Origin of the sequence: Mesorhizobium dulcispinae (assembly GCF_033977345.1) — a bacterium.
Lineage (GTDB): Bacteria > Pseudomonadota > Alphaproteobacteria > Rhizobiales > Rhizobiaceae > Mesorhizobium > Mesorhizobium dulcispinae.
The window spans coordinates 1-24,569 of record NZ_JAVIIY010000023.1 but is presented as its reverse complement, the minus strand read 5'-3'; the positions used below and the strand labels follow the sequence as shown (position 1 = coordinate 24,569).

The 24,569-nt window shown below is 64.1% G+C and carries 25 protein-coding genes; 11 read left to right on the top strand and 14 right to left on the bottom strand.

Features of this window, described 5'->3' with window-relative positions; translation table 11 throughout:
* Positions 1–38: 38 nt before the first annotated feature.
* Both RFN30_RS29195 and RFN30_RS29190 read right to left on the bottom strand, forming a co-directional pair.
* Positions 39–317 (bottom strand): hypothetical protein, encoded by a 279-nt coding sequence (locus RFN30_RS29195; RefSeq protein WP_320265524.1) that lies wholly within the window; start codon positions 315–317, stop codon positions 39–41.
* A 166-nt stretch (positions 318–483) separates the two neighbouring features.
* Positions 484–1,458: an alpha/beta fold hydrolase gene (locus RFN30_RS29190; protein WP_320265523.1), complete on the bottom strand. Its 975-nt coding sequence runs from the start codon at positions 1,456–1,458 to the stop codon at positions 484–486.
* Positions 1,459–1,585: 127 nt separating this feature from the next.
* Here RFN30_RS29190 and RFN30_RS29185 point away from each other — a divergent pair, with 127 nt between their 5' ends.
* The 5 genes from RFN30_RS29185 to RFN30_RS29165 all read left to right on the top strand — a co-directional run bounded on the left by RFN30_RS29185 (position 1,586) and on the right by RFN30_RS29165 (position 5,104).
* Positions 1,586–2,326: a competence/damage-inducible protein A gene (locus tag RFN30_RS29185; protein WP_320265522.1), complete on the top strand. Its 741-nt coding sequence runs from the start codon at positions 1,586–1,588 to the stop codon at positions 2,324–2,326.
* 105 nt (positions 2,327–2,431) lie between these two features.
* Entirely contained in the window at positions 2,432–3,265 is an 834-nt protein-coding gene (locus tag RFN30_RS29180; protein ID WP_320265521.1) for a universal stress protein, read from the top strand.
* Between the two features lie 216 nt (positions 3,266–3,481).
* Positions 3,482–3,982, top strand: a complete 501-nt coding sequence (gpt, locus tag RFN30_RS29175) for a xanthine phosphoribosyltransferase (RefSeq protein ID WP_320265520.1) — start codon at positions 3,482–3,484, stop codon at positions 3,980–3,982.
* A gap of 205 nt (positions 3,983–4,187) precedes the next feature.
* Positions 4,188–4,676, top strand: a complete 489-nt coding sequence (locus RFN30_RS29170; RefSeq protein ID WP_320265519.1) for an NUDIX hydrolase — start codon at positions 4,188–4,190, stop codon at positions 4,674–4,676.
* A 119-nt stretch (positions 4,677–4,795) separates the two neighbouring features.
* Entirely contained in the window at positions 4,796–5,104 is a 309-nt protein-coding gene (locus RFN30_RS29165) for a PilZ domain-containing protein (protein ID WP_320265518.1), read from the top strand.
* Between the two features lie 32 nt (positions 5,105–5,136).
* On the opposite strand, the gene RFN30_RS29160 is transcribed toward RFN30_RS29165, so the two are convergent.
* From RFN30_RS29160 to RFN30_RS29145, 4 genes are all read right to left on the bottom strand, one after another.
* Entirely contained in the window at positions 5,137–6,942 is a 1,806-nt protein-coding gene (locus RFN30_RS29160) for an ABC transporter ATP-binding protein (RefSeq protein ID WP_320265517.1), read from the bottom strand.
* A gap of 378 nt (positions 6,943–7,320) precedes the next feature.
* Positions 7,321–7,548, bottom strand: coding sequence for a GNAT family N-acetyltransferase (locus RFN30_RS29155; protein ID WP_320265571.1), 228 nt, complete (start codon positions 7,546–7,548; stop codon positions 7,321–7,323).
* A 204-nt stretch (positions 7,549–7,752) separates the two neighbouring features.
* A complete protein-coding gene (locus RFN30_RS29150) occupies positions 7,753–9,459 on the bottom strand; it encodes an NAD+ synthase (RefSeq protein WP_320265516.1) in 1,707 nt (568 codons plus the stop codon).
* A gap of 127 nt (positions 9,460–9,586) precedes the next feature.
* Positions 9,587–10,300: a DNA-3-methyladenine glycosylase I gene (locus RFN30_RS29145; RefSeq protein WP_320265515.1), complete on the bottom strand. Its 714-nt coding sequence runs from the start codon at positions 10,298–10,300 to the stop codon at positions 9,587–9,589.
* Positions 10,301–10,390: 90 nt separating this feature from the next.
* Here RFN30_RS29145 and RFN30_RS29140 point away from each other — a divergent pair, with 90 nt between their 5' ends.
* Both RFN30_RS29140 and RFN30_RS29135 read left to right on the top strand, forming a co-directional pair.
* Positions 10,391–10,951 (top strand): DUF1003 domain-containing protein, encoded by a 561-nt coding sequence (locus tag RFN30_RS29140; RefSeq protein ID WP_320265514.1) that lies wholly within the window; start codon positions 10,391–10,393, stop codon positions 10,949–10,951.
* Positions 10,951–11,559 (top strand): DedA family protein, encoded by a 609-nt coding sequence (locus tag RFN30_RS29135; protein WP_320265513.1) that lies wholly within the window; start codon positions 10,951–10,953, stop codon positions 11,557–11,559. The genes RFN30_RS29140 and RFN30_RS29135 overlap by 1 nt, the downstream gene beginning before the upstream one ends.
* Positions 11,560–11,641: 82 nt before the next feature.
* Here RFN30_RS29135 and RFN30_RS29130 read toward each other — a convergent pair whose 3' ends face one another.
* Both RFN30_RS29130 and RFN30_RS29125 read right to left on the bottom strand, forming a co-directional pair.
* Positions 11,642–12,001 (bottom strand): diacylglycerol kinase, encoded by a 360-nt coding sequence (locus RFN30_RS29130; protein WP_320265512.1) that lies wholly within the window; start codon positions 11,999–12,001, stop codon positions 11,642–11,644.
* A 77-nt stretch (positions 12,002–12,078) separates the two neighbouring features.
* Positions 12,079–12,498: a GFA family protein gene (locus RFN30_RS29125; protein WP_320265511.1), complete on the bottom strand. Its 420-nt coding sequence runs from the start codon at positions 12,496–12,498 to the stop codon at positions 12,079–12,081.
* Between the two features lie 319 nt (positions 12,499–12,817).
* Here RFN30_RS29125 and RFN30_RS29120 point away from each other — a divergent pair, with 319 nt between their 5' ends.
* The 3 genes from RFN30_RS29120 (at position 12,818) to RFN30_RS29110 (ending at position 15,078) form a co-directional block, all read left to right on the top strand.
* Positions 12,818–13,888 (top strand): GGDEF domain-containing protein, encoded by a 1,071-nt coding sequence (locus RFN30_RS29120; protein ID WP_320265510.1) that lies wholly within the window; start codon positions 12,818–12,820, stop codon positions 13,886–13,888.
* Between the two features lie 85 nt (positions 13,889–13,973).
* On the top strand, positions 13,974–14,351 hold the full coding sequence (locus RFN30_RS29115) for an antitoxin Xre/MbcA/ParS toxin-binding domain-containing protein (RefSeq protein WP_320265509.1): 378 nt from the start codon (positions 13,974–13,976) through the stop codon (positions 14,349–14,351).
* Entirely contained in the window at positions 14,311–15,078 is a 768-nt protein-coding gene (locus tag RFN30_RS29110) for an RES family NAD+ phosphorylase (protein WP_320265508.1), read from the top strand. The genes RFN30_RS29115 and RFN30_RS29110 overlap by 41 nt, the downstream gene beginning before the upstream one ends.
* Before the next feature lie 10 nt (positions 15,079–15,088).
* Here RFN30_RS29110 and RFN30_RS29105 read toward each other — a convergent pair whose 3' ends face one another.
* The 4 genes from RFN30_RS29105 to RFN30_RS29090 form a co-directional block, all read right to left on the bottom strand.
* The gene (locus RFN30_RS29105) at positions 15,089–15,793 is read right to left on the bottom strand and encodes a hypothetical protein (protein WP_320265507.1); all 705 of its coding nucleotides are present in this window, start codon (positions 15,791–15,793) and stop codon (positions 15,089–15,091) included.
* 184 nt (positions 15,794–15,977) lie between these two features.
* Positions 15,978–17,351 carry a class II 3-deoxy-7-phosphoheptulonate synthase gene (locus tag RFN30_RS29100; RefSeq protein WP_320265506.1) on the bottom strand — a complete coding sequence of 458 codons (1,374 nt, stop codon included), beginning with the start codon at positions 17,349–17,351 and terminating at the stop codon, positions 15,978–15,980.
* A 239-nt stretch (positions 17,352–17,590) separates the two neighbouring features.
* A complete protein-coding gene (mfd, locus tag RFN30_RS29095) occupies positions 17,591–21,088 on the bottom strand; it encodes a transcription-repair coupling factor (RefSeq protein ID WP_320265505.1) in 3,498 nt (1,165 codons plus the stop codon).
* A 12-nt stretch (positions 21,089–21,100) separates the two neighbouring features.
* Complete coding sequence (locus RFN30_RS29090; RefSeq protein WP_320265504.1) at positions 21,101–21,388, bottom strand: succinate dehydrogenase assembly factor 2; 288 nt, start codon at positions 21,386–21,388, stop codon at positions 21,101–21,103.
* Between the two features lie 92 nt (positions 21,389–21,480).
* Between RFN30_RS29090 and recG the strand changes: the two genes are divergently transcribed.
* Positions 21,481–23,589 (top strand): ATP-dependent DNA helicase RecG, encoded by a 2,109-nt coding sequence (recG, locus tag RFN30_RS29085; RefSeq protein ID WP_320265503.1) that lies wholly within the window; start codon positions 21,481–21,483, stop codon positions 23,587–23,589.
* On the opposite strand, the gene RFN30_RS29080 is transcribed toward recG, so the two are convergent.
* Positions 23,541–24,296 carry a DUF502 domain-containing protein gene (locus RFN30_RS29080; RefSeq protein ID WP_320265502.1) on the bottom strand — a complete coding sequence of 252 codons (756 nt, stop codon included), beginning with the start codon at positions 24,294–24,296 and terminating at the stop codon, positions 23,541–23,543. The genes recG and RFN30_RS29080 overlap by 49 nt on opposite strands.
* Before the next feature lie 84 nt (positions 24,297–24,380).
* Positions 24,381–24,569, bottom strand: a 189-nt coding sequence (locus tag RFN30_RS29075; RefSeq protein WP_320265501.1) for a hypothetical protein, incomplete at its 5' end; no start/stop codon positions are given.

The following is a 24,569-nucleotide window of genomic DNA, read 5'->3' as shown; positions in this document are numbered from 1 at the left end:
CCCCAACACTTAACGCCGGCCGCCCGCTGGCGCATGGATCACTTGCCGCAATACTGGTCGTTGACGTTCGGACCGGCGTTCGCATCGGGGCCAGCCGCGTCCGAAGCGCATGGGCCGACGGCGCCATTGCCGAAGCTGTTGAGCCCGCGGACATCACGGTCGGAATAGATGCTGCCCGTGGTGTAGGGATCGACCGGCGCTTCTTCGCTATAGACCGGGCGATCACGATGCCACCACCACGCATCGTATGACTGCGCCATGGCCGAGGTGCCCATGGCCAGCACGAGCGCCGAGGCTGCAAGAATTTTCGTAAGCATAGGGGTCCCCATTCTATTGATCGCCGAAATATTCACGGCGACGCGAATGAAACCCTGGGTTGGGCGCAAAAGTTCCGAGAGAAAAATCGGCGCTGAGCAGGATCTGCGACACGTTTGTGTGACGAGGCCGTGAGCTGCCAGACCCTTCGACCTGGCGCAATCGAATTCAGGCCACGCCGGCAAATGCCCGTGCAGCGATGCGCTGGATGAAAGCGACCACGCGTTCCGGCTCCACGAATTGCGGCATGTGCCCGAGCCCTTGGATCCGTTCGAAGTCGAGCTCTATAATCCTGCCCGGCATCGGATCGCCATGCGCCGCGATGCCGATGACCCGGTCATCCGCGCCGAACAGAATGCCGGCCGGCATCACGATCTCGCCATAGCGCCGCTCCAGGCGACCGAGATTCTCTTCCACCGCCACGAAATCGGTCGAGGTCGCATGGAAATGGGCAGGCCGCAGCCCGAGCCACCCGCCTCCGGCAACCATGTAATCCCCGGGCACGGCTTGCGGCGCAAAGATGAATTTCATCGTCGGCTCCGCATATTTCAGGCTGGCCGGTATCGCTACCGTGCGGGCCAGGACCCGCCGCCACAGCCGCGAGGGAACATAAAGCAGGTCGAATTTCTGGCGCACCCTCGCTTCCAGATGCGTCAGCGGCGCGAGCAGCGCGATGCCGGAAATCGCCGTCGGATGCTCGATCGCGAGCGCAAGCGCGATGGCGCCGCCCAGCGAATGGCCGACGACCAAAGGCCTTTCCAGCCCAAGCTCCTCGATGAAGCGCCGCACAACTTCCGCCTGCTCGGGCAGCCGGCCGCTCGCCCCGCTCGCTCGAACTGAATATCCCGAGCCCGGCCGGTCGAGAGCGATCAGCCGGTAGCCGGGACCGAAGCGTCCGAACAGCGTATGCCGGAAATGATGGAGCTGGGCGCCGAGGCCGTGCAGGAAGACGATCGGCCTGCCCTCGCCTTCTTCGACATAGTGGATACGGTTGCCGTCGATCTCGACGAACTTGCCGCAAGCCGGCACCAGCCTTTCGGCCCTGGCCGCGATCCGCCATGTCGCAAGCATGAAGCCGAGCACGACGAGAGCCGCCGCAACGAGCAGGCCTCCGATCAGCCACGACACAACCGATATCAGCATCTTCCACCCCAGCCGGACCGGCGCACCTTACTCGCAACCGTCTCTGCCACAAGGGTCCGCCCCTGCCTGCGCATTGTGGCCGGCTGGCCGCCGCGTTATCTCAGGCGATCTGCAGCCGGAGTGAGCCATGCCTGAAATCGTCACCGCCGCCATGCTCGTCATCGGCGACGAGATCCTCTCCGGCAGGACCAAGGACAAGAACATCGGCCATCTCGCCGATATCATGACGGCGATCGGCGTCGATCTGAAGGAAGTGCGCATCGTTCCCGACGAGGAGGACGAAATCGTCGCCGCGGTGAATGCGGTGCGCGCCCGCTACACCTATGTCTTCACCACTGGCGGCATCGGCCCCACGCATGACGACATCACCGCCGATTCGATCGCCAGGGCCTTCGGCGTGCCCTGCGAATACGATGCCAAGGCCTATGCCATGCTGGAGGCAAGCTATGCCCAGCGCGGCATCGAATTCACCGAGGCACGCAAACGCATGGCGCGCATGCCGCGCGGCGCCGACCACATCGACAATCCGGTCTCGATGGCGCCGGGCTTCCGGATCGGCAACGTCCACGTGATGGCCGGCGTGCCGTCGATCTTCCAGGCGATGCTCGACAATGTCGTGCCGACGCTGAAGACCGGCACGAAGATGCTGTCGGCCACAGTGCACTGTCCGTTCGGCGAAGGCCTCGTCGGCGGACCGCTGGCCGACATCCAGAAGGCGCATCCCGACACCATCATCGGCTCATACCCGAAATATGGCGACGGCAAGTTCTGGACCGAGCTTGTGGTGCGCGCCCGCAGCGAGGACGCTCTCGAGGCCGCGCGCAAGAACGTCGAGGCCATGGTGGCGGGCCTGTCGGCCGCGAGCTGATCCCGGAACCAGAAGGCGCGCGCCGACGTTTCTGGCACGGCACTTCATGCCGGTCATTTTGATGGCCGGAGGCGCGTTTGCGCCGGCAAATTTGAGGGATCTGTCATGCGCTTCAAGACGATCGTCGCCATTCTGCAGAACGAACAGGACGCCGAGCGCGTGCTCGACTGCGCCATCCCGCTTGCCGAGCGGTTCGACAGCCATCTCGTCGGCATCCATGCAGAAGCGCTTCCGGTCCCTTATACGTCGGCCACCGGTTTCCCCGACACGGAATTCCTGCAGGTCTCGGCCGAGATGAACAAGGAGCGCGCCGACAAGCTGCGGGCGGTCTTTCTCAGCCGCATCGAGGAGTCCGGCCTGTCCTTCGAATGGCGGAGCCTCGAAAGCTTCTCCGGCGACAGCGCGCTGACCGGCATTTCGAGCGTGCGGGCGGCTGACCTGATCATCGCCGCGCAGCGCGATACCGGAGGCGATCCGGGCGCGGATGTCGACACGCTGGTCTACGACGCAGGCCGGCCGGTGCTTGTCGTTCCGCATGGCGGGCCGCTCGTCACCACCTTCAGGCGCGTGCTGCTCGCCTGGAACGGTAGCAAGGAGGCGGCTCGCGCCGCATTCGATGCCCTGCCCTTCATCAGCGAAGCCGACAAGACCGACATTCTGGTCATCGATCCGCCGGAGACGCTCGACGAGGCTCCCGAGGCGGCCGGCGCCGAGATCGCGGCTGCCTTGTCGCGCCACGGCGCCAATGTCAGCGTTTGCGTGCAGAAATCGGGGGGAAGCTCGGTCGACGACATGATCCAGGAGAGAATCGCCGAATCCGGCGCCGATCTGCTGGTGCTCGGCGCCTACAGCCATTCCTGGCTGCGCCAGCTTCTTTTCGGCGGCGTCACCCGCACCGTGCTGCGCACGGCAAACGTGGCGGTCTTCCTGTCGAGATAAGCGTGTCTCCCGAAAGTGGGAACCGGTTTCGGGACAAAGACATGCATCAAACGAGAACTTACAGCGCGTCGCGCTGAAACGCGCTCAAGCGACGCGCTGTAAGTCCACAGCCACCACCGGATCTCACTCTTGCCAAGACTGGCGCTTTCCGGCTAATTCCGCCTGCATTCCATCGTATCTGCGCGCTGCGGCGCGCGCTTGCGGAGTGCGCGAACCATGTCCCTTCCCGAAAAAGCCTTTCCAGTCTCCTGGGACCAGTTCCACCGCGATGCCCGCGCGCTCGCCTGGCGGCTTTCCGGCACCAACAAAGGCCAGTGGAAGGCGATCGTCTGCATCACCCGCGGCGGCCTGGTGCCAGCCGCGATCATTTCGCGCGAGCTTGGCATCCGCGTCATCGAGACGGTCTGCGTCGCCTCCTATCACGACTACACGAGTCAGGGTCAGTTGCAGGTGCTGAAGGAGATCTCCCCTTCGCTTCTTGCCGAGGACGGTGCCGGCGTCCTGATCATCGACGACCTCACCGATACCGGCAAGACGGCTGGCATCGTGCGCGCCATGATGCCGAAGGCGCATTTCGCCACCGTCTATGCCAAGCCGAAGGGCAGACCGCTGGTCGATACGTTCGTCACCGAGGTCAGCCAGGACACTTGGATCTACTTCCCGTGGGATATGGGTTTTACCTACCAGAAGCCGATCGCCGACGATCACGCCGGCTGAGCTGCCGTCACATTTTCCAAAGAATCCGGCCGCGAAGGCATGTTCATGCCTTGGAATCGCGCCCGATGAGCACAGTTACTTTGTGGGATTGACTTTTTCCGGTGGAATTTTCCTGCGGTGTGAAGATTTTTACTTTTAAAGCTCACAATCCGCCGTAAGATTCGTAAGGTGGCAAACGATTCTGGAGGCTGGGGCAGCTTCTTCGATGTTGACGAGGCCAACGACGCACAACCAGATGACCGAAAGAGTCCGGCGACTCTTCGGAACGGCGCCGTGCCGCCTGCAGGTTGCTGCCTTGCCCTGGCGCGAGAATGAGAACGGCGTCGAGATCATGCTGATCACCAGCCGCGATACCGGGCGCTGGGTGCTGCCGAAAGGCTGGCCGGAAGCCAGGGAGCCGCTATGCGAGGCCGCCGCCCGCGAGGCGGGCGAAGAAGCGGGATTGCACGGCACCGTCTCGCATCTCGAAGCCGGCCGCTATTTCTACGGCAAGGTCCTGGGTTCCGGCGAAGAAGTACCCTGCGAGGTTCTGGTTTTCCCGCTCAAGGTCGACCGCGTTGCCGACCGCTGGAAGGAAAAGCGCGCGCGCACCCGCAAATGGGTCGGCTCCGCCGAGGCCGTTCGCATGGTCAGCGAGCCCGATCTTTGCCAGATCATCACCTATTTTTGCGCCGAACCCGATAAATTCGCCTAAAGTCACCATCGCATAATCCCATATGCAACTTGGCGGGCATGCCGCGCATTGCGGCGCGTGAACTTCGGTGCTTTGTTGATTGCCGCAATGCCGATTCGGCCTAACGGCGTCGATTGAGAATGAACTCCGCTCAACCACTCGAAGAGAACTCCGGCGAACACCGGCGTGAGCACCGCCAGCGCGTGCTCAAGGGCGGGACGATCATCACCGGCATCCAGAATTCAGAGGTGAGCTGCACCTTGCGGAACCAGAACCCGGGCGGCGCCGAACTGAAAGTCGCACCGGAATCGCGCGTTCCCGATCGTTTCCTGCTCTATGTTCCGGTCGATGGGGTGGCCTATCGGGCGGAAGTCCGCTGGCGCCGCAACGACCGCGTCGGTGTCAAGTTCACCGGGACCGAGCCCAAGCCCAAGCTGCATTACGGCTAAGGGCATCCGGCCGAGCCGGATGCCCATCTATTTCACATGACGAGCCCCTTGGTCAGCTCCAGCGCCTGGCGCTCGAACAACCGCCGGTAGATCCCGCCGTTCAGCCGGATCAGTTCGTCATGCGAGCCTTCCTCGATGATGCGGCCGCGGTCGAAGACCAGCAAGCGGTCGAGCGCCCGCACCGTGGAGAGCCGGTGCGCGATGACCAAGGTCGTGCGCCCGACCATCAGCCGCTCCATCGCCTTCTGGATGAGCACTTCCGATTCGGAATCGAGGCTGGATGTCGCCTCGTCCAGGATCAGGATGCGCGCATCGGCCAGGAAGGCGCGCGCGATCGCCACGCGCTGGCGCTCGCCGCCCGACAGCTTCACGCCGCGCTCGCCGACCAGGGTTCCGTAGCCCTTGGGCAGGTTGGCGATGAAGTCGTGCGCGCTGGCGAGCTTCGCCGCATGCTCGATCTCGGCCTGCGTGGCGCCCGGCCTGGCATAGGCGATGTTCTCGGCCAGCGACCGGTGAAACAGGATCGGCTCCTGCTGCACGATCGCGATCTGGCTGCGCAGAGATGACTGCGCAACCTTTGCGATGTCCTGGCCGTCGATCAGGATCCGGCCCGCATTCACGTCATAGAGGCGCTGGATCAGCTTGACGAAGGTCGTCTTGCCCGATCCCGAATGCCCGACCAGCCCGATGCGTTCGCCGGCAGCGATCTCGACCGAGAAGTCGCGGTAGAGCGGCAGCCGGTGGTTGCCGTAGTGGAACGTCACCTTGTCGAACGCGATGCGGCCGTTGGTGATCCGGATCGGCGCCGCGCCGGGCCGGTCCTCTATGCCGAGCAGCTCCGACTGGAAGTCGACCAGTTCCTCCATGTCGTTGATCGAGCGCTGCAGGTTGCGGATATGCGTGCCGATATCGCGCAGATAGCCTTGCAGGACGAAGAACGAGGTCAGCACGAAGGCGATGTCGCCGGCGCTCGCCTCGCCCCATGCCCAGAGCATGAGCGCCAGGCCGATCACAGCCGCCCGCATCAAGAGCAGCATCGTGCCTTGCGTGGTGCCGTTGAACGTGCCGCGCACCCAGGTGCGGCCCGTGCGCAAGCGCCATTTGGCGACCACGCGAGCAAGCCGCGCTTCCTCGCGAAGCTCGGCGCCAAAACCCTTGACCACCGCATTGCAGTTCACCGCGTCGGCCAGCGCGCCGCCGAGCCGCGTGTCCCAGCTGTTGGCGAGGCGTGCCGCCGGCGCGACATAGCCGAGCGACAGCATGGCGGTGACGGCGATGAACAGCACCGAGCCGACGGCGACCGCCAATCCCATCATCGGCCAGAACCAGCCGAGCAGCAGCGTCGAGCCGACCAGCATGACGACCGAAGGCAGCAGCGCGATCAGGATCGTGTCGTTGAGCAGGTCGAGCGCCCACATGCCGCGCGTGATCTTGCGCACGGTCGAGCCGGCGAAGCTGTTGGCGTGCCAGTCCGTGGAGAAGCGCTGGACGCGGTGGAAGGCGTCGGCGGCGATGTCCGACATCATCTTCAGCGTCAATTCGACGATCCACATGAAGGCGGCGTTGCGCAGCACGACGCCGGCCAACGCCAGCGCCATCAGGATGGAGAAGGCCGTCATTGCGGCGTGCCAGGCCACCGCGTCGGCGCCGGCGCTGCTGGCGACCGCGTCGACCAGCCGGCCGGAGTAGAGCGGCGTCAGCACGTCGGCGAGCGTCGACAGCAGGAATGCGCCCATGATGAGCGACAGCCGCCACGGCTGGCGGCGCCAGTGGCCAAACGTGAAGCCGAGCACGCTGCGAAAGGCGCTGGCGCGCAGATCGATCTTGGAACGGATCATAGTGTCATCCGGGCGCAGACAGGCCCGGTCCCGGTAAAGTCAAATTGGAAAACCCGCGGCGGCGCCTTATGGCGCCCTCTGAAAGCGGAGGTTCAGTATGGTTAGGCCCCGCCCGGAAGGCGGCGACCGGCAGCGGCAAAGGCCTGTTCTGCGTCTGGCTTTCCGAAGGGATTTCGGACGGCCGGTGCAGACCTAGGCTTCGCGGCCTCGCATAACGATGTCAATTCCTGCCATACGGTCCTCCCGAAAGGGAATCGCGGAGAGGCTCTTATAGAGGCGGCTCACCACCCCGCCAAGGCAGGCTGTCCCCAAAACGACATCTGGCCCAAGCACTGATACTATTTTGCAACAACGGCGGGTTGTGGCATCGCCGCGCATTCAGGCGGCGGGCTTGCGCTCCGGTCGCATGTAGCGGCCATCGGTCTCGAACCCGAACTTCTCGTAGAGACCGTGAGCGTCGCTGGTCGAGAGGCTCCAGTGGGATACGGTCTTCACCTCGGGGTGATCGATAAGCGCCTGAACAAGCTGCTTGCCGATGCCCTGCCCGCGATGCTCGGGCCAGATGATGACATCGGCAAGATAGGCAAAGACCGTATAGTCGGTGATCGCGCGGGCGAAGCCGACCTGCTTGCCCTCGATTTAAGCGCCGACGCAAAGTGAGTTGGCGAAGGCACGATGATGCATCTCATCGCTGCGCGCGCTCCCCCAATAGCTCGCCATCAACTGATCCGAAGTCGCCCGGAAGTCGATCTGCGACAGGTCGAAGCTGATTTCAACGTCAGGCATGGCTAAGCTGATGGCCGGCGTCCGCTAACGGCGATCCCGGAACCGGTTGGTGATCGGATAGCGGCGGTCGCGGCCGAAGTTCTTCCTTGTGATCTTCACGCCCGGTGCCGCCTGCCGGCGCTTGTACTCGGCGATGTAGAGCAGGTGCTCGACGCGCGTCACCGTCGCCCGGTCATGGCCGCGCGCGACAATCTCGTCCACACCCATCTCGTTCTCGACCAGGCATTCGAGGATGTCATCCAGCACCGGGTATGGCGGCAGCGAATCCTGGTCGGTCTGGTTCTCGCGCAGTTCCGCCGACGGCGCCTTGTCGATGATGTTCCGCGGGATCACCTCGCCCGACGGGCCGAGCGCCCCCGGCGGCACATGTGCGTTGCGCCAGCGTGACAGCGCATAGACCTGCATCTTGTAGAGGTCCTTGATCGGGTTGAAGCCGCCGTTCATGTCGCCATAGAGCGTGGCGTAGCCGACCGACATCTCGCTCTTGTTGCCTGTGGTGACGACCATCGAGCCGAACTTGTTGGAGATCGCCATCAGGATCGTGCCGCGCGCGCGGCTCTGCAGGTTTTCCTCGGTGATGCCTTCCTGGGTGCCCTCGAAAAGCTGGGTCAGCGCATGCTTGAAACCTTCGACCGGTTCGGAGATCGGCACGATGTCGTAGCGGCAGCCGAGCGCGCGGGCGCAGTCCTCGGCGTCCTTCAGCGAATCCTTCGAGGTGTAGCGATAGGGCATCATGACGGTGCGCAGCCGCTCCTCGCCGAGAGCGTCGACGGCCAAGGCCGCGCAAATCGCCGAGTCGATGCCGCCGGAGAGGCCGAGCACCACGTTCTTGAAGCCGTTCTTGTTGACGTAGTCGCGAAGGCCGAGCATGCAGGCCCGGTAGTCGGCCTCTTCCCGCTCGGGAATCTTCGACATCGGCCCTTCCGAGCAGACCCAATGCTCGGAATTTTTTCCATTTTGCGCGCCTGCGGCGACGCGGTTTCTTTTCCAGGTGGTGACGGCGACCGCTTCCTCGAACTGGCTCATCTGGAAGGCGAGCGTCTTGTCGGCGCTGATGGCAAAAGACGCGCCGTCGAAGATCAGCTCGTCCTGGCCGCCGAGCTGGTTGGCGTAGATCATCGGCAGGCCGGTTTCGATGACCTGTCGGATGACGACCTGGTGGCGGACATCGATCTTGGCGCGGTAGTAGGGTGAGCCGTTCGGCACCAGCAGGATCTCGGCACCGCTTTCGGCCAGCGTCTCGCAGACGGCGACGTCGCCCCAGATGTCCTCGCAGATCGGGATACCGATGCGCACGCCGCGAAAATTGACCGGCCCCTGCAGCTCCGGCCCGGCCTGGAAGACGCGCTTCTCGTCGAACTCGCCGTAGTTCGGCAGGTCGAGCTTGTAGCGCTCGCCGATGATCTTGCCGCCATCGGCGAAGACGATCGAATTATGCGTGCCGCTCCTGCGCTTGAGCGGCGTGCCGATGATGACGCCGGGACCGCCGTCGGCCGTATCCTTGGCGAAATCCTGTGCCGCTTTTTCGCAGGCCTTCAGGAAGGCCGGCTTCAGCACCAGGTCTTCCGGCGGATAGCCGGCGAGGAAGAGCTCGGTATAGAGCACGAGGTGGGCGCCTTGGCGCGCCGCATCCGCCCTCGCCTCGCGTGCCTTGGCGAGATTGCCGGCGACGTCGCCGACAGTCGGGTTCAACTGGGCGACGGCGATGCGCAGGATGTCTGTCTGGGTCATGAAGTGGATTTAGCGTGGCGGAAATCGCCGGGCAATGACGATTGCTTGTACCAAATGGGATCGATCGACCACGTCGGTCGTATCCTGATCGATCGATTTCGATCGCGAGATCTCGCCGATGTGGCCTCTAATCGTTCATGTACTCGCTCAACGCTTCCACTGAGCGGTTCTCACCGATCGACATCGCCAGGATGCGCGAGATGTGCCGACGCGGCAGCCCTGTTTCGGCCGACCACTGGTTGATCTGCGCCTGGATCTTGTCGAGATCGCGCTTCGAGGTCGGGCTTTCGGCGATGTCGAGGCCGGCATCGCGCAGAGCCGCCGCCATGTCGCTCGACACGACAAAGGTGTCCCACTCCAGCCAGCGCAGGAAATACTGGCCGGTGTTGCCGCCGAGCCGGCTTCCGTGCTTGCCGAGATAGGCGGTCAGCCCGACCTGGTCGTCGGCCGGCCATTTGGCGAGGAATTTGCCGAAGCCGCCATGTTCCTTCGAGACGCGGTCGACGAAGGCGGCATTGTCGCGCACGGATTTGATCTTCTGCGGGTTGCGCACGATGCGCTTGTCGGACGCCAGCTCATGCCAGAAATCGTCCGGCTGGAACAGGAGCCGCTTCGGCTCGAAACCGAGGAACGCCTCCTCGAAACCCGGCCACTTCTGCTCGATGACGCGCCAGACGAAACCGGCGGCAAAGATGCGCTCGGCCATGGTGGAGAGGATGCGGTCATCGGGGACTTTCGACACGGCCGCATTGTCGGGCATCGGCCCAAGTAGCGACGCCAGCGCCTCTTCACCGCCCTTGCGCTTTGCCGCCCGGGCACGAATTTTCTGGAAATCGGCCATCTCCGCCCTCGCCTGTTCCGACCAATCTATCACTTCCCGTCAGCCTCGGTAGCCTCTACCTCTATCAAGGCTCTGCTGATGGAGGGGACGATGAACAAAACGGTCGAGGATCTGGCGAACCGCTGGCTGAAGCGAAGGCCGGATGGCTTGAGCCCGCTTGAAAGTCGCGTGCTGCAATCGACGCTCGAGCGCACCACCATCACCAAGGATACCAACAAGGCGGTCGCCTTTCACCAGACTTTTGGCGATCGCGTCGCAGACACCATCGCCCGGATCGGCGGCTCATGGTCCTTCATCCTCGGCTTCATCGCTTTTCTGGTGCTGTGGACTTTCGGCAATGTCTGGCTGCTTTCGCGCGACGCCTTCGACCCCTATCCCTTCATCTTCCTCAACCTCGTGCTGTCCATGGTCGCCGCCCTGCAGGCGCCCGTGATCATGATGTCGCAGAACCGCCAGACCGAGCGCGACCGCATCGACGCCGCCCACGACTACGAAGTCAACCTGAAGGCGGAGATCGAGATCATGGCCCTGCATGAGAAGCTCGACGAGTTGCGGCACAGCCAGATCATCGGCATGCGCGACGAGATGCTGCGCATGGCCGAGCAGATCAGGCGGATCGACGAGAAGCTGTCGGCTCGGTCGGCAAGCTGATGAGCGAGGCCATCCATCGTCTCATCGAGCAGTACGGGCTGATCGCGGTCTTCCTCGGCTGCGTCGCCGAAGGCGAAAGCGCCGTCATCCTCGGCGGCTTCTTCGCGCACCAGCAGATCTTCGTGCTCTGGCAGGCGTTCCTGGTCGCGTTTCTCGGCGCCTTCGCCGGCGACACGTTTTTCTTCACCCTCGGCCGCAGCTTTGCCGATCATCGCTATGTACGCAGGCTGCGCAGGCGACCTGGCTTCCGCCGCGCCTACCGGCTGCTCAACACCCATCCCAACATCTTTGTGCTGACGAACCGCTACGTCTACGGAATGCGCCTTGTCGGCGGCATCGCCGCCGGGCTATCGACCGTGTCGGTGCCGCGCTTCGTCATCCTGAACGCGATCTCGTCGGCGGTCTGGGCAGCTTTGTTCGGCACCATCGGCTATGTCTTCGGGCTGGGCGCGGAGCACATGGTCGGCCAGGCTTTTGCCCGCCACGAGCGCCTGCTCATCGCGCTTGCCATTGGCATCGCCGTGGCCGTCCTTGCCTGGCTGCTTGCCCACCACTTCGCCCGAAAGGAACGGGTGAAGGATGCAATTGAGGATCAGGCGGAATCCTAGATTGTTTTGACGCAATTCCGGACGGAAAACCGTTACGCACTTTCCCTGGAATTGCTCTAAGCTGCCGGATCAGTGCCTACCCTCAGATCGGCGTGCCAATGAGGCGCTCGATGATGGCGATGCCCCAGACGCCGCCCGCGATCACGATCGAAATCAGCACGGCCAGCGAGCCACAGTCCTTGGCGAGCTGGATGTCGATGTGGAACTCGCGGGAAATCGCGTCGCACGCCGCCTCGATGCCGGTGTTGAGCACCTCGACCATGATCAGGAGGAGGACGGCGCCGATCAGCAAGGCATAGCCACGCCAGGAGACCGAGATGAACCAGCCGGCCGGCAGGGCGAGCGCAAACAGCATCAGCTCCTGCTGGAATGCCTTTTCGTGGGCGGCCAGCTTGCGGAATGCCCGCACCGAATTGATGAAAGCGTCGATCAGCCGCTGCATGCCCAGCCCCGTTTCGAATCACCGTCAGGGGATATCGCAACGGCCGGATCAAGGGAATAAGGCAGCCGCTTCAAAAATCACTCGTCCGCGACCTTTATCGACGGCGTCGACCTCTGGAACTGCGGCAGTCCGTCGTCGATCGCGTAGTAGTCGCCTTTGTCGCCGACGAAGATGTGGCTTTCGGGTGAAAGACCCGTCGGCTTGTCGAACGAGTCGGCCATGATCGAGATGGTGTCCAACTCGTTGTGCTTCCAGAACAGCACTGAACCGCAGCTGCGGCAGAAGCCGCGTTTCGCAACGTCGGAGGCGCCATACCAGGTGAGCGCGTCGGTCCCTTCTATGTCGATGTCGGCGTCATTGGAGGAGGTCGCGGCAACGAAATGGCCGGTTTGCTTGCGGCATTGCGAGCAATGGCAATAGACCACCCCACGCAACGGACCTCTCGTGGTGAAGCGCACCGCCCCGCACAGGCATGATCCACTGTGATTTTCGTTCATCCCGGGCCTCCTTCAACGTCGTTCGCCTCATCTTGCCGGACAAGATTCCAGTTTTGCGGCTGCCTGGCGCAGGCAAATGCGACACCGAAAAGGCGCCTTTCAAAGCCGTGTCCGCACCGAATTGCAGCCTGTGGTAGCAGAGACAATGAGGAAATGCAGGCCATTAAGGAAACTTTAGCGCAACTGCATCTATGATTCCTGCAAGCGAAGGTCGTGTTGGGGACGCGCCGTCGCATTCGCAATTCTGATTCAAATCCCCGTATAGGCGACTCCCGGCGGTGGCAGGTCTCCGGTCGCACTGAAGGGTAGTGAACAGACTATGCAGCCGGCAGCCGTCCCGACCGACAGGAATAGCGATATCGCCAGCACCGTTGTGGCGACCATGCGCCAGCTCGGTGTGCTCGGCCTGCCGCGCAACTATGAAATCTTCTACGAGGCGCTCAGCGGCAGCAATCACGAGCTCAGCCTTGCCGTCGTGTCGTTGAGCAATCGGCCGACGCAGCAGGATCTCGACAGCATCGGGCGCACCTTCTTCCCGCAGCACCACGGTCCCGCCATCGTCGAGCATGCCCGCGAGATGGTCGCCAGTGAACTCGAGGACATAGCCGCGCTGCTGCGCAGCGAACGCACCCATATCGAGAAGTACGGCCGCATCCTCGACGAGACGTCGAGCGGCCTGAGCAATCGCAGCCTGCTCTCCCAGGATCTGCTGCAGAAGATTGCCGGCGCCATGTCGGCCGCCACCAGCTCGACCCTGGATCACACCCGCCAGACCTCAAGCACGCTCAGCGAGAAGACCGCTGAGCTGGAAAGCGTCAAATCGAAGCTCGAGGAATACAAGCGGCTCGCCGATACCGATCCGCTGACGCATATCTGGAATCGCCGCGCCTTCGACAAGGAAATCACCCGCATCTACAACAGCAACCGCGGGATCCTGTTCAATGCGCTGATCCTCGCCGATATCGACCGCTTCAAGGACATCAACGACCGTTACGGCCACCCGGTCGGCGACAAGATCATCCAGATCATCGCCGAGATATTCCAATCCAGCCTCCGCGCCGACATGTTCGTGGCGCGCACCGGCGGCGAAGAGTTCGCGCTGATCGTCGAAGGCGCCAGCGAGGATACCACCTACGAGATCGCCGAGCGTATCCGCGTGCTGATCGAACAGACGCCGTTCACCAGCAGCCAGACGGGGATGAACTACGGCACGGTGACCGTTTCCATGGGCATTTGCATGGCTTCCGAGGCCGACACGCCAGAGGACCTCTACACCAAGGCCGACCGAGCGCTCTACCGCTCCAAGGTCAGCGGCCGCAACCGCGTCACCAGGCATTCCACTATGGCCGGCCGTGCCGGCAAGGGTTGGCTGCTCTACAAGAAAGACTGACATTTCGGCTGGCGCATTCGAGCCGGTCCCTTTCCAAATGAATTTTTGTGGACTATATTTTCCACAGAAATGAAAGGGTGCGCTCATGCAACGTCCTGTCGCTGCCGCGGCGGCGGCGGAGAATGCCGTCATCACCAAGGCCACGCTGCGCGCGGCCGACCTGCTCGACATCACCGCGAGGACGCTGTCTCTTGTCATCGGCGTCTCGGAAGCGACGGTCTCGCGCATGCGCAAGCAGGAATTCCTGCTCGAGCGCGGCACCAAGCCGTTCGAGCTTGCGGTGCTGTTCGTCCGGCTGTTCCGCTCGCTCGACGCCATCGTCGGCGGCGACGAGACGGTCGCCCGGGCATGGCTGAAGAACCCGAACACAGCGCTCGACGGCACGCCGCTCGAAAAAATCCTGACCATTGCCGGACTTGTCGATGTCATCGCCTATCTGGACTCCCGACGCGCTCTCGTCTGAGGCGGTCGGGCTCGAAGGCAAGTATTGGCGGATGGTCGAGGCGCAGCACCGCGTCTCGACGCTGAAGCTCGTCGACACGCTCGACGAACAAGGGCTGCTGGAGGACCTCATCGAGGAGACCAAGCCGCAGATCCCGCTCGAATGCCGTCACCTTCACTATCTTCTGGCGACGCCATTCCGCTACGGCTCGGTCTATCCGTACGGCTCGCGCTTCCGACGCGCCGGCAAGACCAAGGGCGTCTACTACGCGGCCGAGACGGTGCTGACGGCGGTGGCGGAAATGGCCTTCTACCGCTTGCTGTTCTTTGCTGAATCGCCGCAGACGCAATGGCCGAACGACGCAGCCGAATACACCGCCTTTGCCGCGGCGATCAGATGCGAGAAGGCCGTCGACCTCACCCGGCCGCCGCTCGACCGCGATCAGGTGGCGTGGACGCATCCGACCGACTACGCCGCCTGCCAGGCCATCGCCGACGTCGCGCGCGAAGCCGGGATGCAGGCCATCCGCTACCGCTCGGCGCGCGACCCGAAGGGCGCCAACATCGCACTTCTGACCTGCAGGGGTTTCGCCAAGGCCAAGCCGCTGGGACCTCACACCTGGCGCATCCGCATCGGCTCGTTCGGCGTCCAGGCGATCTGCGAGTTTCCGGACAAGCGGCTGGAATTCTCAAGGACGAGCTTCATCGATCCGAGGCTGGCGACCATGCGCTGGGAGCGCGCTCGCTGACCGTCCTGTCCTACGCCAGTATGTTAACCGCACGCGCGGCAACCAGCGCAATGGTCAGCAGCGAGATCATCGCCTCGGCCATCATCAACAGCTTGGCGCGCTGGCTGAGCGGCAAAGTGTCTGTCGGCGAGAACGCCGTCGCGTTGGTGAAGGCCAGGAAGACGTAGTCGACGAAGCCGGGCAGCCAGTCTCGGGTTTCGCGATCGGGCAGTGTCATCTGCGGAAACAGAAAGTCGGCATGCGCGCGCTTGACCAGGCCGCAGGTCGGCGGGCCGCCGCGATCGATGCTCCAGAACCACAGCGCGAAGACGATGAGGTTGGTGACCCAGATGTTTAAAGCATCGACCAGCAGCGTCGTGCCGGCGCCGGCATGGCCTTCGAGCAGCTTTCGGACCAGAAAGACCAGCGAGCCGCAATTCATGATGCTGATGACGCCGGTCATGACCAAGGCGGTGCGGCGGATGAAGAGGCGAAACCGGCCGATCGCATACCAATGCTCATGGTCGACGGCCTTGTGCGTCGCCATCTGTGTCCAGGCCGTTGCGATCGACAGGGGCACGAGCAGCGCCGCCTCGATTGCGGGCGCGAGCCAGCGCGGGCCGAATGACAGGTCGTTGATGACGAGAAGCTGCAGGCAGATGACGACGAGCACCGCCGCCCGCGCCGACCAGAAGTCGATCGCGCGGTGATAAATGATGGCATGCTCGTGACGCATGGTGGAACCTGTGCCGTATGCGCGGTTTCTCGGCCGCGGCGGCGACACCTTCACCCCAAAGTTGGTCCTGCGATGGTCGCCAGCGGACACATTTTCGTAATCGCTCACGTGATCGCACCGACCCGAAAACGAAAAGCGCCGGATTTCTCCGGCGCTCGAGTGACCGATTGGATTGGAGGCAGGTTCAGGCGCTGGCGGCCTGCTTGTGCTGGACCGTATGGCTCTTCTTGAGCAGCTCCGAGACCAGGAAAGCCAGCTCGATCGCCTGGTCGGCGTTGAGGCGCGGATCGCAATGGGTGTGGTAGCGGTCCTGCAAGTCTTCGGCCGTGATCGCACGCGCGCCGCCCGTGCATTCGGTGACGTTCTTGCCGGTCATCTCGACATGGATGCCGCCTGGATGCGTGCCTTCGGCGCGATGCACCTCGAAGAAGGTCTGCACTTCCTTGAGGATGCGGTCGAAGGGCCGCGTCTTGTAGCCGGCCGCCTCGATGGTGTTGCCGTGCATCGGGTCGGACGACCACACCACGTTGCGGCCTTCCTTCTTCACCGCCCGCACCAGCTTCGGCAGGTGTTCGGCGACCTTGTCGGAGCCGAAGCGCGCGATCAGCGTCAGCCGGCCCGGCTCGTTCTTCGGATTGAGCAGGTCGATCAGTTCCAGCAAACCGTCCGGCGTCAGCGACGGACCACATTTCAGGCCGAGCGGGTTCTCAATGCCGCGGCAATATTCGACATGTGCATGGTCGGGCTGGCGGGTGCGGTCACCGATCCAGATCATGTGACCCGAGGTCGCGTACCAGTCGCCCGAGGTCGAGTCGACGCGCGTCAGCGCCTCCTCGTAGCCGAGCAGCAGCGCCTCATGGCTGGTGTAGAAATCGGTCTCGCGCAGCGCGAAGTTCGTCTCGGAGGTGATGCCCACCGCGCGCATGAATTCCATCGTCTCGGTGATGCGGTTGGCGAGCGACTCGTATTTCTCGCCCTGCGGGCTGTCGGCGACGAAGCCCAGCATCCAGCGATGCACATTCTCCAGGCTGGCATAACCACCCTGCGCGAAGGCGCGCAGAAGATTGAGTGTGGCCGCCGACTGGCGGTACGCCATCTCCTGCCGTGCGGGATCCGGGATGCGCGAGGAGGCGTCGAATTCGATGCCGTTGATGATGTCGCCGCGGTAGCTCGGCAGCGTCACGCCGGCCTTGGTCTCGCTGTCGGAGGAGCGCGGCTTGGCGAACTGGCCGGCGACGCGGCCGACCTTCACCACCGGCTGCGCGCCAGCGAAGGTGAGCACCACCGACATCTGCAGGAAGACACGGAAGAAGTCACGGATGTTGTCCGCGCCATGCTCGGCAAAGCTCTCGGCGCAGTCACCGCCCTGGAGCAGGAAGGCCTCGCCGGCGGCGACCGCCGCCAGTTGCTTCTTCAGCTTGCGCGCCTCGCCGGCAAAAACCAGCGGCGGGTAGGTGGCGAGCCGCGCTTCCGTGGCCTGCAGCGCCGTAAGGTCCGGGTAGGTCGGGACCTGCTTGATCGGCTTTGCTCTCCACGAATTCGGCGACCATTTCGTCATCGCTGCACCCAAACGTCCTTTCAGAGCAATTCCCGGAAACGCCAAGCGGTCTTCCGTGGGGAATTGCGTCAAACAAACCGGCGAACGCCCTCGCTCGCCATTTCAGCCCCAATATGAGGTGGCGGCTCCTTACACGAAGCCGATTTCCTATTCTAGCCGGGAATTTCAGCAGTGGCGAATGCCTCCGCCCCCCAAGGCAAGTCGATATTCAGGCCGGCCTGACCTGGATATCGTCTGCCTCATGCGGCTTTGTCGACCATCCGCGCCAGTTGCGTCATCACCACCGCAGAGCCGGCCAGGCGTTTTTCCGCATTCGGCCAGTCGCGGATGAAGACCACGCTGTGGTCCGCCCTGATCTTGGCCAGCGAGCCCTGTTCACCGATGAATTTGACCAGCCCGACCGGGTTCGGGAATTCGCGCTTGCGGAAATGGATGACGACGCCCTTGGGGCCGGCATCGAGCCTTTCGACATTGGCCTTGCGGCACAGCGCCTTGATGAAGACGATCTTGAGCAGATGCGTGACTTCCTCCGGCAGCGGCCCGAACCGGTCGATCAGCTCGGCGCCGAAGCCGTCGATCTCCTCCGTGGTTTCGAGATCGCCGAGGCGGCGGTAGAGCGCCATCCTGAGCTGCAGGTCCGGAACATAGCTTTCCGGGATCATCACCGCCGTGCCGACAGCGATCTGCGGCGACCAGCCGCCATCCTGCACTTCACCGGAATCCTTCACCTCGGCCACCGCCTCCTCCAGCATCTGCTGGTAGAGCTCGAAGCCGACCTCCTTGATATGGCCGGATTGTTCCTCGCCGAGGAGATTGCCGGCGCCCCTGATGTCGAGATCGTGGCTGGCTAGCTGGAAGCCGGCGCCGAGCGTGTCGAGCGACTGCAGCACCTTCAGCCGGCGCTCGGCGGTGTCGGTGAGCTTGCGGTTTGCCGGCAGCGTGAACAGCGCGTAGGCGCGCACCTTCGAGCGGCCGACGCGGCCGCGCAGCTGATAGAGCTGCGCCAGGCCGAACATGTCGGCGCGATGGATGATCAGTGTGTTGGCGGTCGGAATGTCGAGGCCGGATTCGACGATGGTCGTCGACAGGAGGACATCGTACTGGCCGTCGTAGAAGGCGTTCATGATGTCGTCAAGCTCGCCGGCCGGCATCTGGCCGTGGGCGACCGCCACCTTCAGCTCCGGCACGGATTCCTTCAGGAAATCATGGATTTCGGCAAGATCGTTGATGCGAGGCACGACGTAGAAGGAATGGCCACCGCGATAGCGTTCGCGCAGCAGCGTCTCGCGGATGACTAGCGGATCGAAGGGCGAGATGAAGGTGCGCACCGCCATGCGGTCGACCGGCGGCGTGACGATTAGCGACAGTTCGCGCACGCCGGTCAGCGCCAATTGCAGCGTGCGCGGGATCGGCGTCGCCGACAGCGTCAGCACATGCACGTCGTTCTTGAGCTCCTTCAGCCGCTCCTTGTGCTTGACGCCGAAATGCTGCTCCTCGTCGATGATCAGCAGACCGAGGTTCTTGAACGAGATCGAGCTGCCGAGCAGCGCATGCGTGCCGACGACGATGTCGACCGAGCCTTCCGCAACGCCCTTCTTGGTTTCGGCCAGTTCCTTGGCGCGGACCAGGCGCGAGGCCTGCGCGACGCGGATCGGCAGGCCGGAGAAGCGCTGCGCGAAGGTCTTGAAATGCTGGCGCGACAGCAGCGTGGTCGGCACCACGACCGCAACCTGAAACCCTTCCATCGCCGCGATGAAGGCGGAGCGCAGCGCCACCTCCGTCTTGCCGAAGCCGACATCGCCGCAGATCAGCCGGTCCATCGGCTTGCCGGCGCCGAGGTCGCCCATGACCGAATCGATCGCCGTCTGCTGGTCGTCGGTTTCCTCATAGGGGAAGCGCGCGGCGAATTCGCCATAGAGGCCTTCGGCCGGGATCATGGCAGGTGCGGCGCGCATCTGCCGCTCGGCGGCGATGCGGATCAGCTGCCCGGCCATGTCGAGCAGGCGTCGCTTCAGCCGCGCCTTGCGCGCCTGCCAGGCGCCGCCGCCGAGCTTGTCGAGCGCCGCTTCCGTCGAATCCGAACCGTAGCGCGACAGGAGCTCGATGTTTTCCACCGGCAGGAACAGCCGGTCGTCGCCTGCATAGTGGATCTCGAGACAGTCATGCGGTGCCCCCACCGCCTCGATGGTGCGCAGGCCGACGAAACGACCGATGCCGTGATCGGTGTGGACGACGATGTCGCCGGAAGACAGCGACGACGCTTCGGCGATGAAATCGGACGCCTTCTTCTTGCGCTTCGAACGGCGGATCAGCCTGTCGCCGAGAATATCCTGTTCGGCGACGACGACCATGTCGTCGGTCTCGAAGCCGGATTCGAGCGGCAGCACGGCAAGACCCGCCTGCCCCGGCTCGAGCTTTTCGACTTCGGCGAGCGTAGCGACAGGCTTGAGGTTGCCGAGATGGTGCTCGGCGAGGATCTGGCCGAGCCGGTCGAGTGAGCCTTCGGTCCAGCCGGCGACGATCACGCGGCGGCGCGCGGCGCGCTCATCGGCAATATGCTTCACCACGACATCGAAGACGTTGATGTTGGGATCGGCGCGCTCCTCGGCGAAGCTGCGGCCCTGCCGCGAGCCGGCATGGAAGACCGGTCTGCCGCCGACGTCAGGCGCGTCGAAGACGGTGAAGTCGATATCCTCGCGCGGCCCGAGCGAAGCGCGGAGATTCTCCGGCGAGAGATAAAGCAGGTCCGGCGCCACCGGCTTGTAGGGCACCGCGTCCTTCAGCGCGGCGTCGGCCTGCTTGCGGCGCGCCTCGTAGTGATCGAGGATCAGCGTGTGGCGCTCGGCCAATGCCTCATGCGCCAGATGGTCGAAGACGACAGGCGCATCCGGCAGATAGTCGAACACCGTCTCCAGCCGCTCGTAGAAGAAGGGCAGCCAGTGCTCCATGCCGGCGAAGCGCCGGCCTTCGCTCACCGCCGCATAGAGCGCATCGTCGCGTGACGGCGCGCCGAAGGCCTCGATATAGGAGCGGCGGAAGCGGCTGATCGTTTCCGGCGTCAGCGCCACCTCGCTCATTGCCTGCAAGGCCATCGATTTGCGCTGTCCGGTGGTGCGCTGGGTCGCCACGTCGAAGACGCGGATCGATTCCAGCGTGTCACCGAAAAAGTCGAGCCTGAGCGCCTCGCTCCAGCCGGGCGCGAACAGGTCGAGGATGCCGCCGCGCACCGCGAATTCGCCGACATCGCGCACCGTCGGCACGCGCTCGAAACCGGAATTCTCCAGCCGCGCGATCAGCACGTTCATGTCGATCTGGTTGCCGGGCCTGGCATGGAATGTCTGCGCCTCGATCAATCCGGCCGGCGGAATGCGCTGCAAGAGCGCATTGGCCGTGGTGAGGATCACGCCGCGATGCGGCTTTTTCGCCAGCGCAATGATGGCGGAAAGCGCGTCGAGCCGCCGCGCAGCGGCGTCCGCGCCCGGCGAGACGCGGTCGTAAGGCAGGCAATCCCAGGCAGGCAGCTCCAGCACCGGCAGGCCGGGCGCGGCAAAGGCAAGCGCATCGATGATCGCCGGCAGCCGCTGGCCGTCGCGCGCGACGAACAGCACCGGCTTGTCGGGCGCGATCTCGTGGGCCGTACGCACCAGCGCGAAGGCTTCGTAGCCGTCGGCGACGCCGTCGACGATGAACTGGCCGGCGCGGCCCTTCGGCAGGCCGATTGAAGGAATGAGGCTCATGCTATGCGTTTTTCAAAATGTCATGGTCCGGCGCGACGCCAGTATCTTCCGCAGCACCGCGCAATCGACATCGGGCGGAACCGGGCGTTCGCCGGTGATCATCGGCAGGAATTCGGTATCGGGGATTTCGAGGAGCTTTTCATATTGGTCGATTTCGTCGCCATTCAAGACACCGATCTCGGTGTCGGCGAAGGAGCCGAGGATAAGGTCCATCTCGCGCATGCCGCGATGCCAGGAGCGGAACAGAAGCTTGCGCCGCCGGGCGTCGAGCCCCTCGCTTGATCGCTGTGTTCCGGTCATCGCGCCGCATCCCTGTTCGAGCGGCGCATATAGCGTGGATAGCGACCGGTGTCAGCCTTTGCGCTGCGGCCGTCGCGACATAAGCTGACACGATGCGTCCTTCCATCCTCGATCCCCTATTCGTCCCGATCACCTCGCTCGCCGGCATTGGTCCGAAAGTCGGGACCATGATCGAACGGGTCGTGCCGGCCGATCTCGGCGACCGTCCCGCGCGCGCCGCCGACCTTCTCTTCGTGCTGCCCAACACGGTGATCGACCGCCGCAACCGGCCTGGCATAGCACTCTCGGCCGAAGGCCAGATTGTCACGCTCGAAGTGCGGGTCGACCGCCACCAGCCGCCGCGGCGCGGCAACCGGTCCGTGCCTTACCGGGTCTACGCCCATGACGACACCGGCGAGGTCGCGCTGACCTTCTTCCATGCCCATGCCGCCTATCTCCAGAAGATGCTGCCGGAAGGCGAGCGTGTCGTGATCTCCGGCCGCATGGAATGGTTCAACGGCCGCCCGACCATGGTCCATCCCGACCATATCGCCCCGCTCGACGAGGCCGAGGGCCTGCCGCTGGTCGAGCCCGTCTATCCGCTCACCGCCGGCCTGTCGGCAAAGGTGCTGCGCCGCGCCATCGGACAGGCGCTCGGTCGCCTACCGGAACTGCCGGAATGGCAGGACGACGCCTTCATGCGCCGCCACAGCTTTCCGTCTTTCGGCGACGCCCTCGCCCGTATCCACTGTCCGAAGGACCCGATCGACGTTGCCGTCGAGGGGGCGGCCTGGAGGCGCCTTGCCTATGACGAGTTCCTGGCCGGACAGGTATCGCTGGCGCTGGTGCGGGCCAGGATCCGCCGCCTGTCGGGCCGGCCGCTGGTCGGAGACGGCCGTGTCGTCGAGAAACTACGCGCCGCCCTGCCCTACAAGCTTACGCCCAGCCAGGAATTCGCGCTCGGCGAAATCAACGCCGACCTCGCCGATCCCGAGCGCATGCTGCGCCTGCTGCAGGGCGATGTCGGCTCCGGCAAGACGGTGGTCGCGCTGCTCGCCATGGGCCGCGCGGTCGAGGCCGGCGGCCAGGCGGCGCTGATGGCGCCAACAGAAATCCTGGCGCGCCAGCACCTGGCGACGATCGCGCCGCTGGCGGAAAAAGCCGGCCTTCGCGTCGCCATCCTGACCGGACGCGAGAAGGGCCGCGAACGCACCGAGACGCTGGAAGGGCTTGCCGGCGGTGGGATCGACATCGTCGTCGGCACGCATGCGCTGTTCCAGGAAACGGTGATCTTCCACGACCTTGTGCTGGCCGTCGTCGACGAGCAGCATCGGTTCGGCGTCCATCAGCGGCTGGCGATCACCGCCAAGGGCGATGCGCCCGACATGCTGGTGATGACGGCCACTCCCATACCGCGCACGCTGGTGCTGACCGCCTTCGGTGACATGGATGTCTCGAAGCTCACCGAAAAGCCGGCCGGCCGGCAGCCGATCCGCACCGTGACCTTGCCGCTGGAGCGGCTGGACGAACTGGTCGGACGTATGCAGGACGCTATCGCCGAAGGCCAGAAGATCTACTGGATCTGCCCGCTGGTCGAGGAATCCGAAGAGATCAAGCTGATGTCGGCGGAGGACCGTTTTGCTTCGCTGAAGCCGCTTTTCGGCGACCGGATCGGCCTGGTTCATGGGCGGATGAAGGGCGCCGAAAAGGACGAGGCGATGCGCGCCTTCAAAGAGGGCGAGACGCGTATCCTGATCGCCACCACTGTGATCGAGGTCGGCGTCGACGTGCCCGACGCGACGATCATGGTCATCGAGCATGCCGAACGCTTCGGCCTTGCCCAGTTGCACCAGTTGCGCGGCCGGGTCGGGCGCGGCGATCGGCCCTCCTCCTGCGTGCTGCTCTACAAGGACCCACTCGGCGAGACGGCCAGGCGACGCCTTTCCGTGATGCGCGAGACCGAGGATGGCTTCCGCATCGCCGAGGAAGACCTCAAGCTGCGCGGCGAAGGCGAGCTGCTGGGCACCCGCCAGTCCGGCACGCCCGGCTTCCAGGTGGCGCGCATCGAGTTCCATGCCGACCTGCTCGAAGCCGCGCGCGACGACGCGCGGCTGATCCTGTCGCGCGATCCGGAACTGCAGTCCGAGCGCGGCGAGGCGCTCCGGCTGTTGCTCTACCTGTTCGGACGCGACGAGGCGGTGCGGCTGCTGCGCGCCGGCTGAGCCGCGCCGATCGCCGGATTGGCGAGCGCCCCCTCGATGGGCTCGCCGTTAAGCGTCACCAGCTTGGCCGTGACCTCCGGCGCCACCATGCCGGCCGAAACGATCAGCTTGGCGCCGTCCTCGATGCTCATATCGAGCAGCACGATCTCGGATTTGTGCACGTACATCAGGAAGCCGGTGGTCGGGTTCGGCGTGCAGGGCATGAACACCGCAATCAGCGGATCGCCTTCCTGGTCGAGCTTCTGGTTGATCTCGGTTTCCTTCTCGCTGGCGACGAAGACCAGCGACCAGACGCCTTTGCGCGGATACTCGACCAGGCCGACCTGGCGGAACATCTCGCCCTTGTTGGACAGCACCGTCTCGAAGATCTGCTTCAGCGAGCCATAGATGCCGCGCACCAGCGGCATCCGGCCGAGCAGCCGTTCGCCGAAATTGACGATGGCACGGCCGACGATGTTTGCCGTCAGGAAGCCGATCAGCGTGATCAGCACCAGCGCCACGATCAGCCCGAAGCCGGGCACAGGGAACGGCAGGTAGGTGTCCGGGTTGTAGCGCGCCGGAATATAGGGCTTCACCCAGGAATCGACCCAGCCGATGAGGGACCACGCGATATAGGCGGTGATCGCCAGCGGCGCGCAGACGATGAAGCCGGTCAGGAAATAGTTCCTGAGCCGGGTCATGCCAGAGGTCTTCAGGGCGTCGGACATGAGGTCACCACGGCACAGGTTGCGTCGCCGAGATTAGTGAACCGCGAGCCGGTTTGGAACTGCGAAGTTTTTAAAAAACCGGTTCTATGACGAGGCTTTCAGTGTTCCAAATGGAAGCTGCTTCCGTTCGCGATTAGCCGAAACATCCTTCTCTTCGTCATCCACGGGCGGAGCAGGCGCGAAGCGACTGCGCAGACCCGAGGATTGTTTGAGAAGGATCGGGTAGTTTGGCGGCCGGGACTGCAGGCCCATCACAGCCAGCAGTCCCGGCGG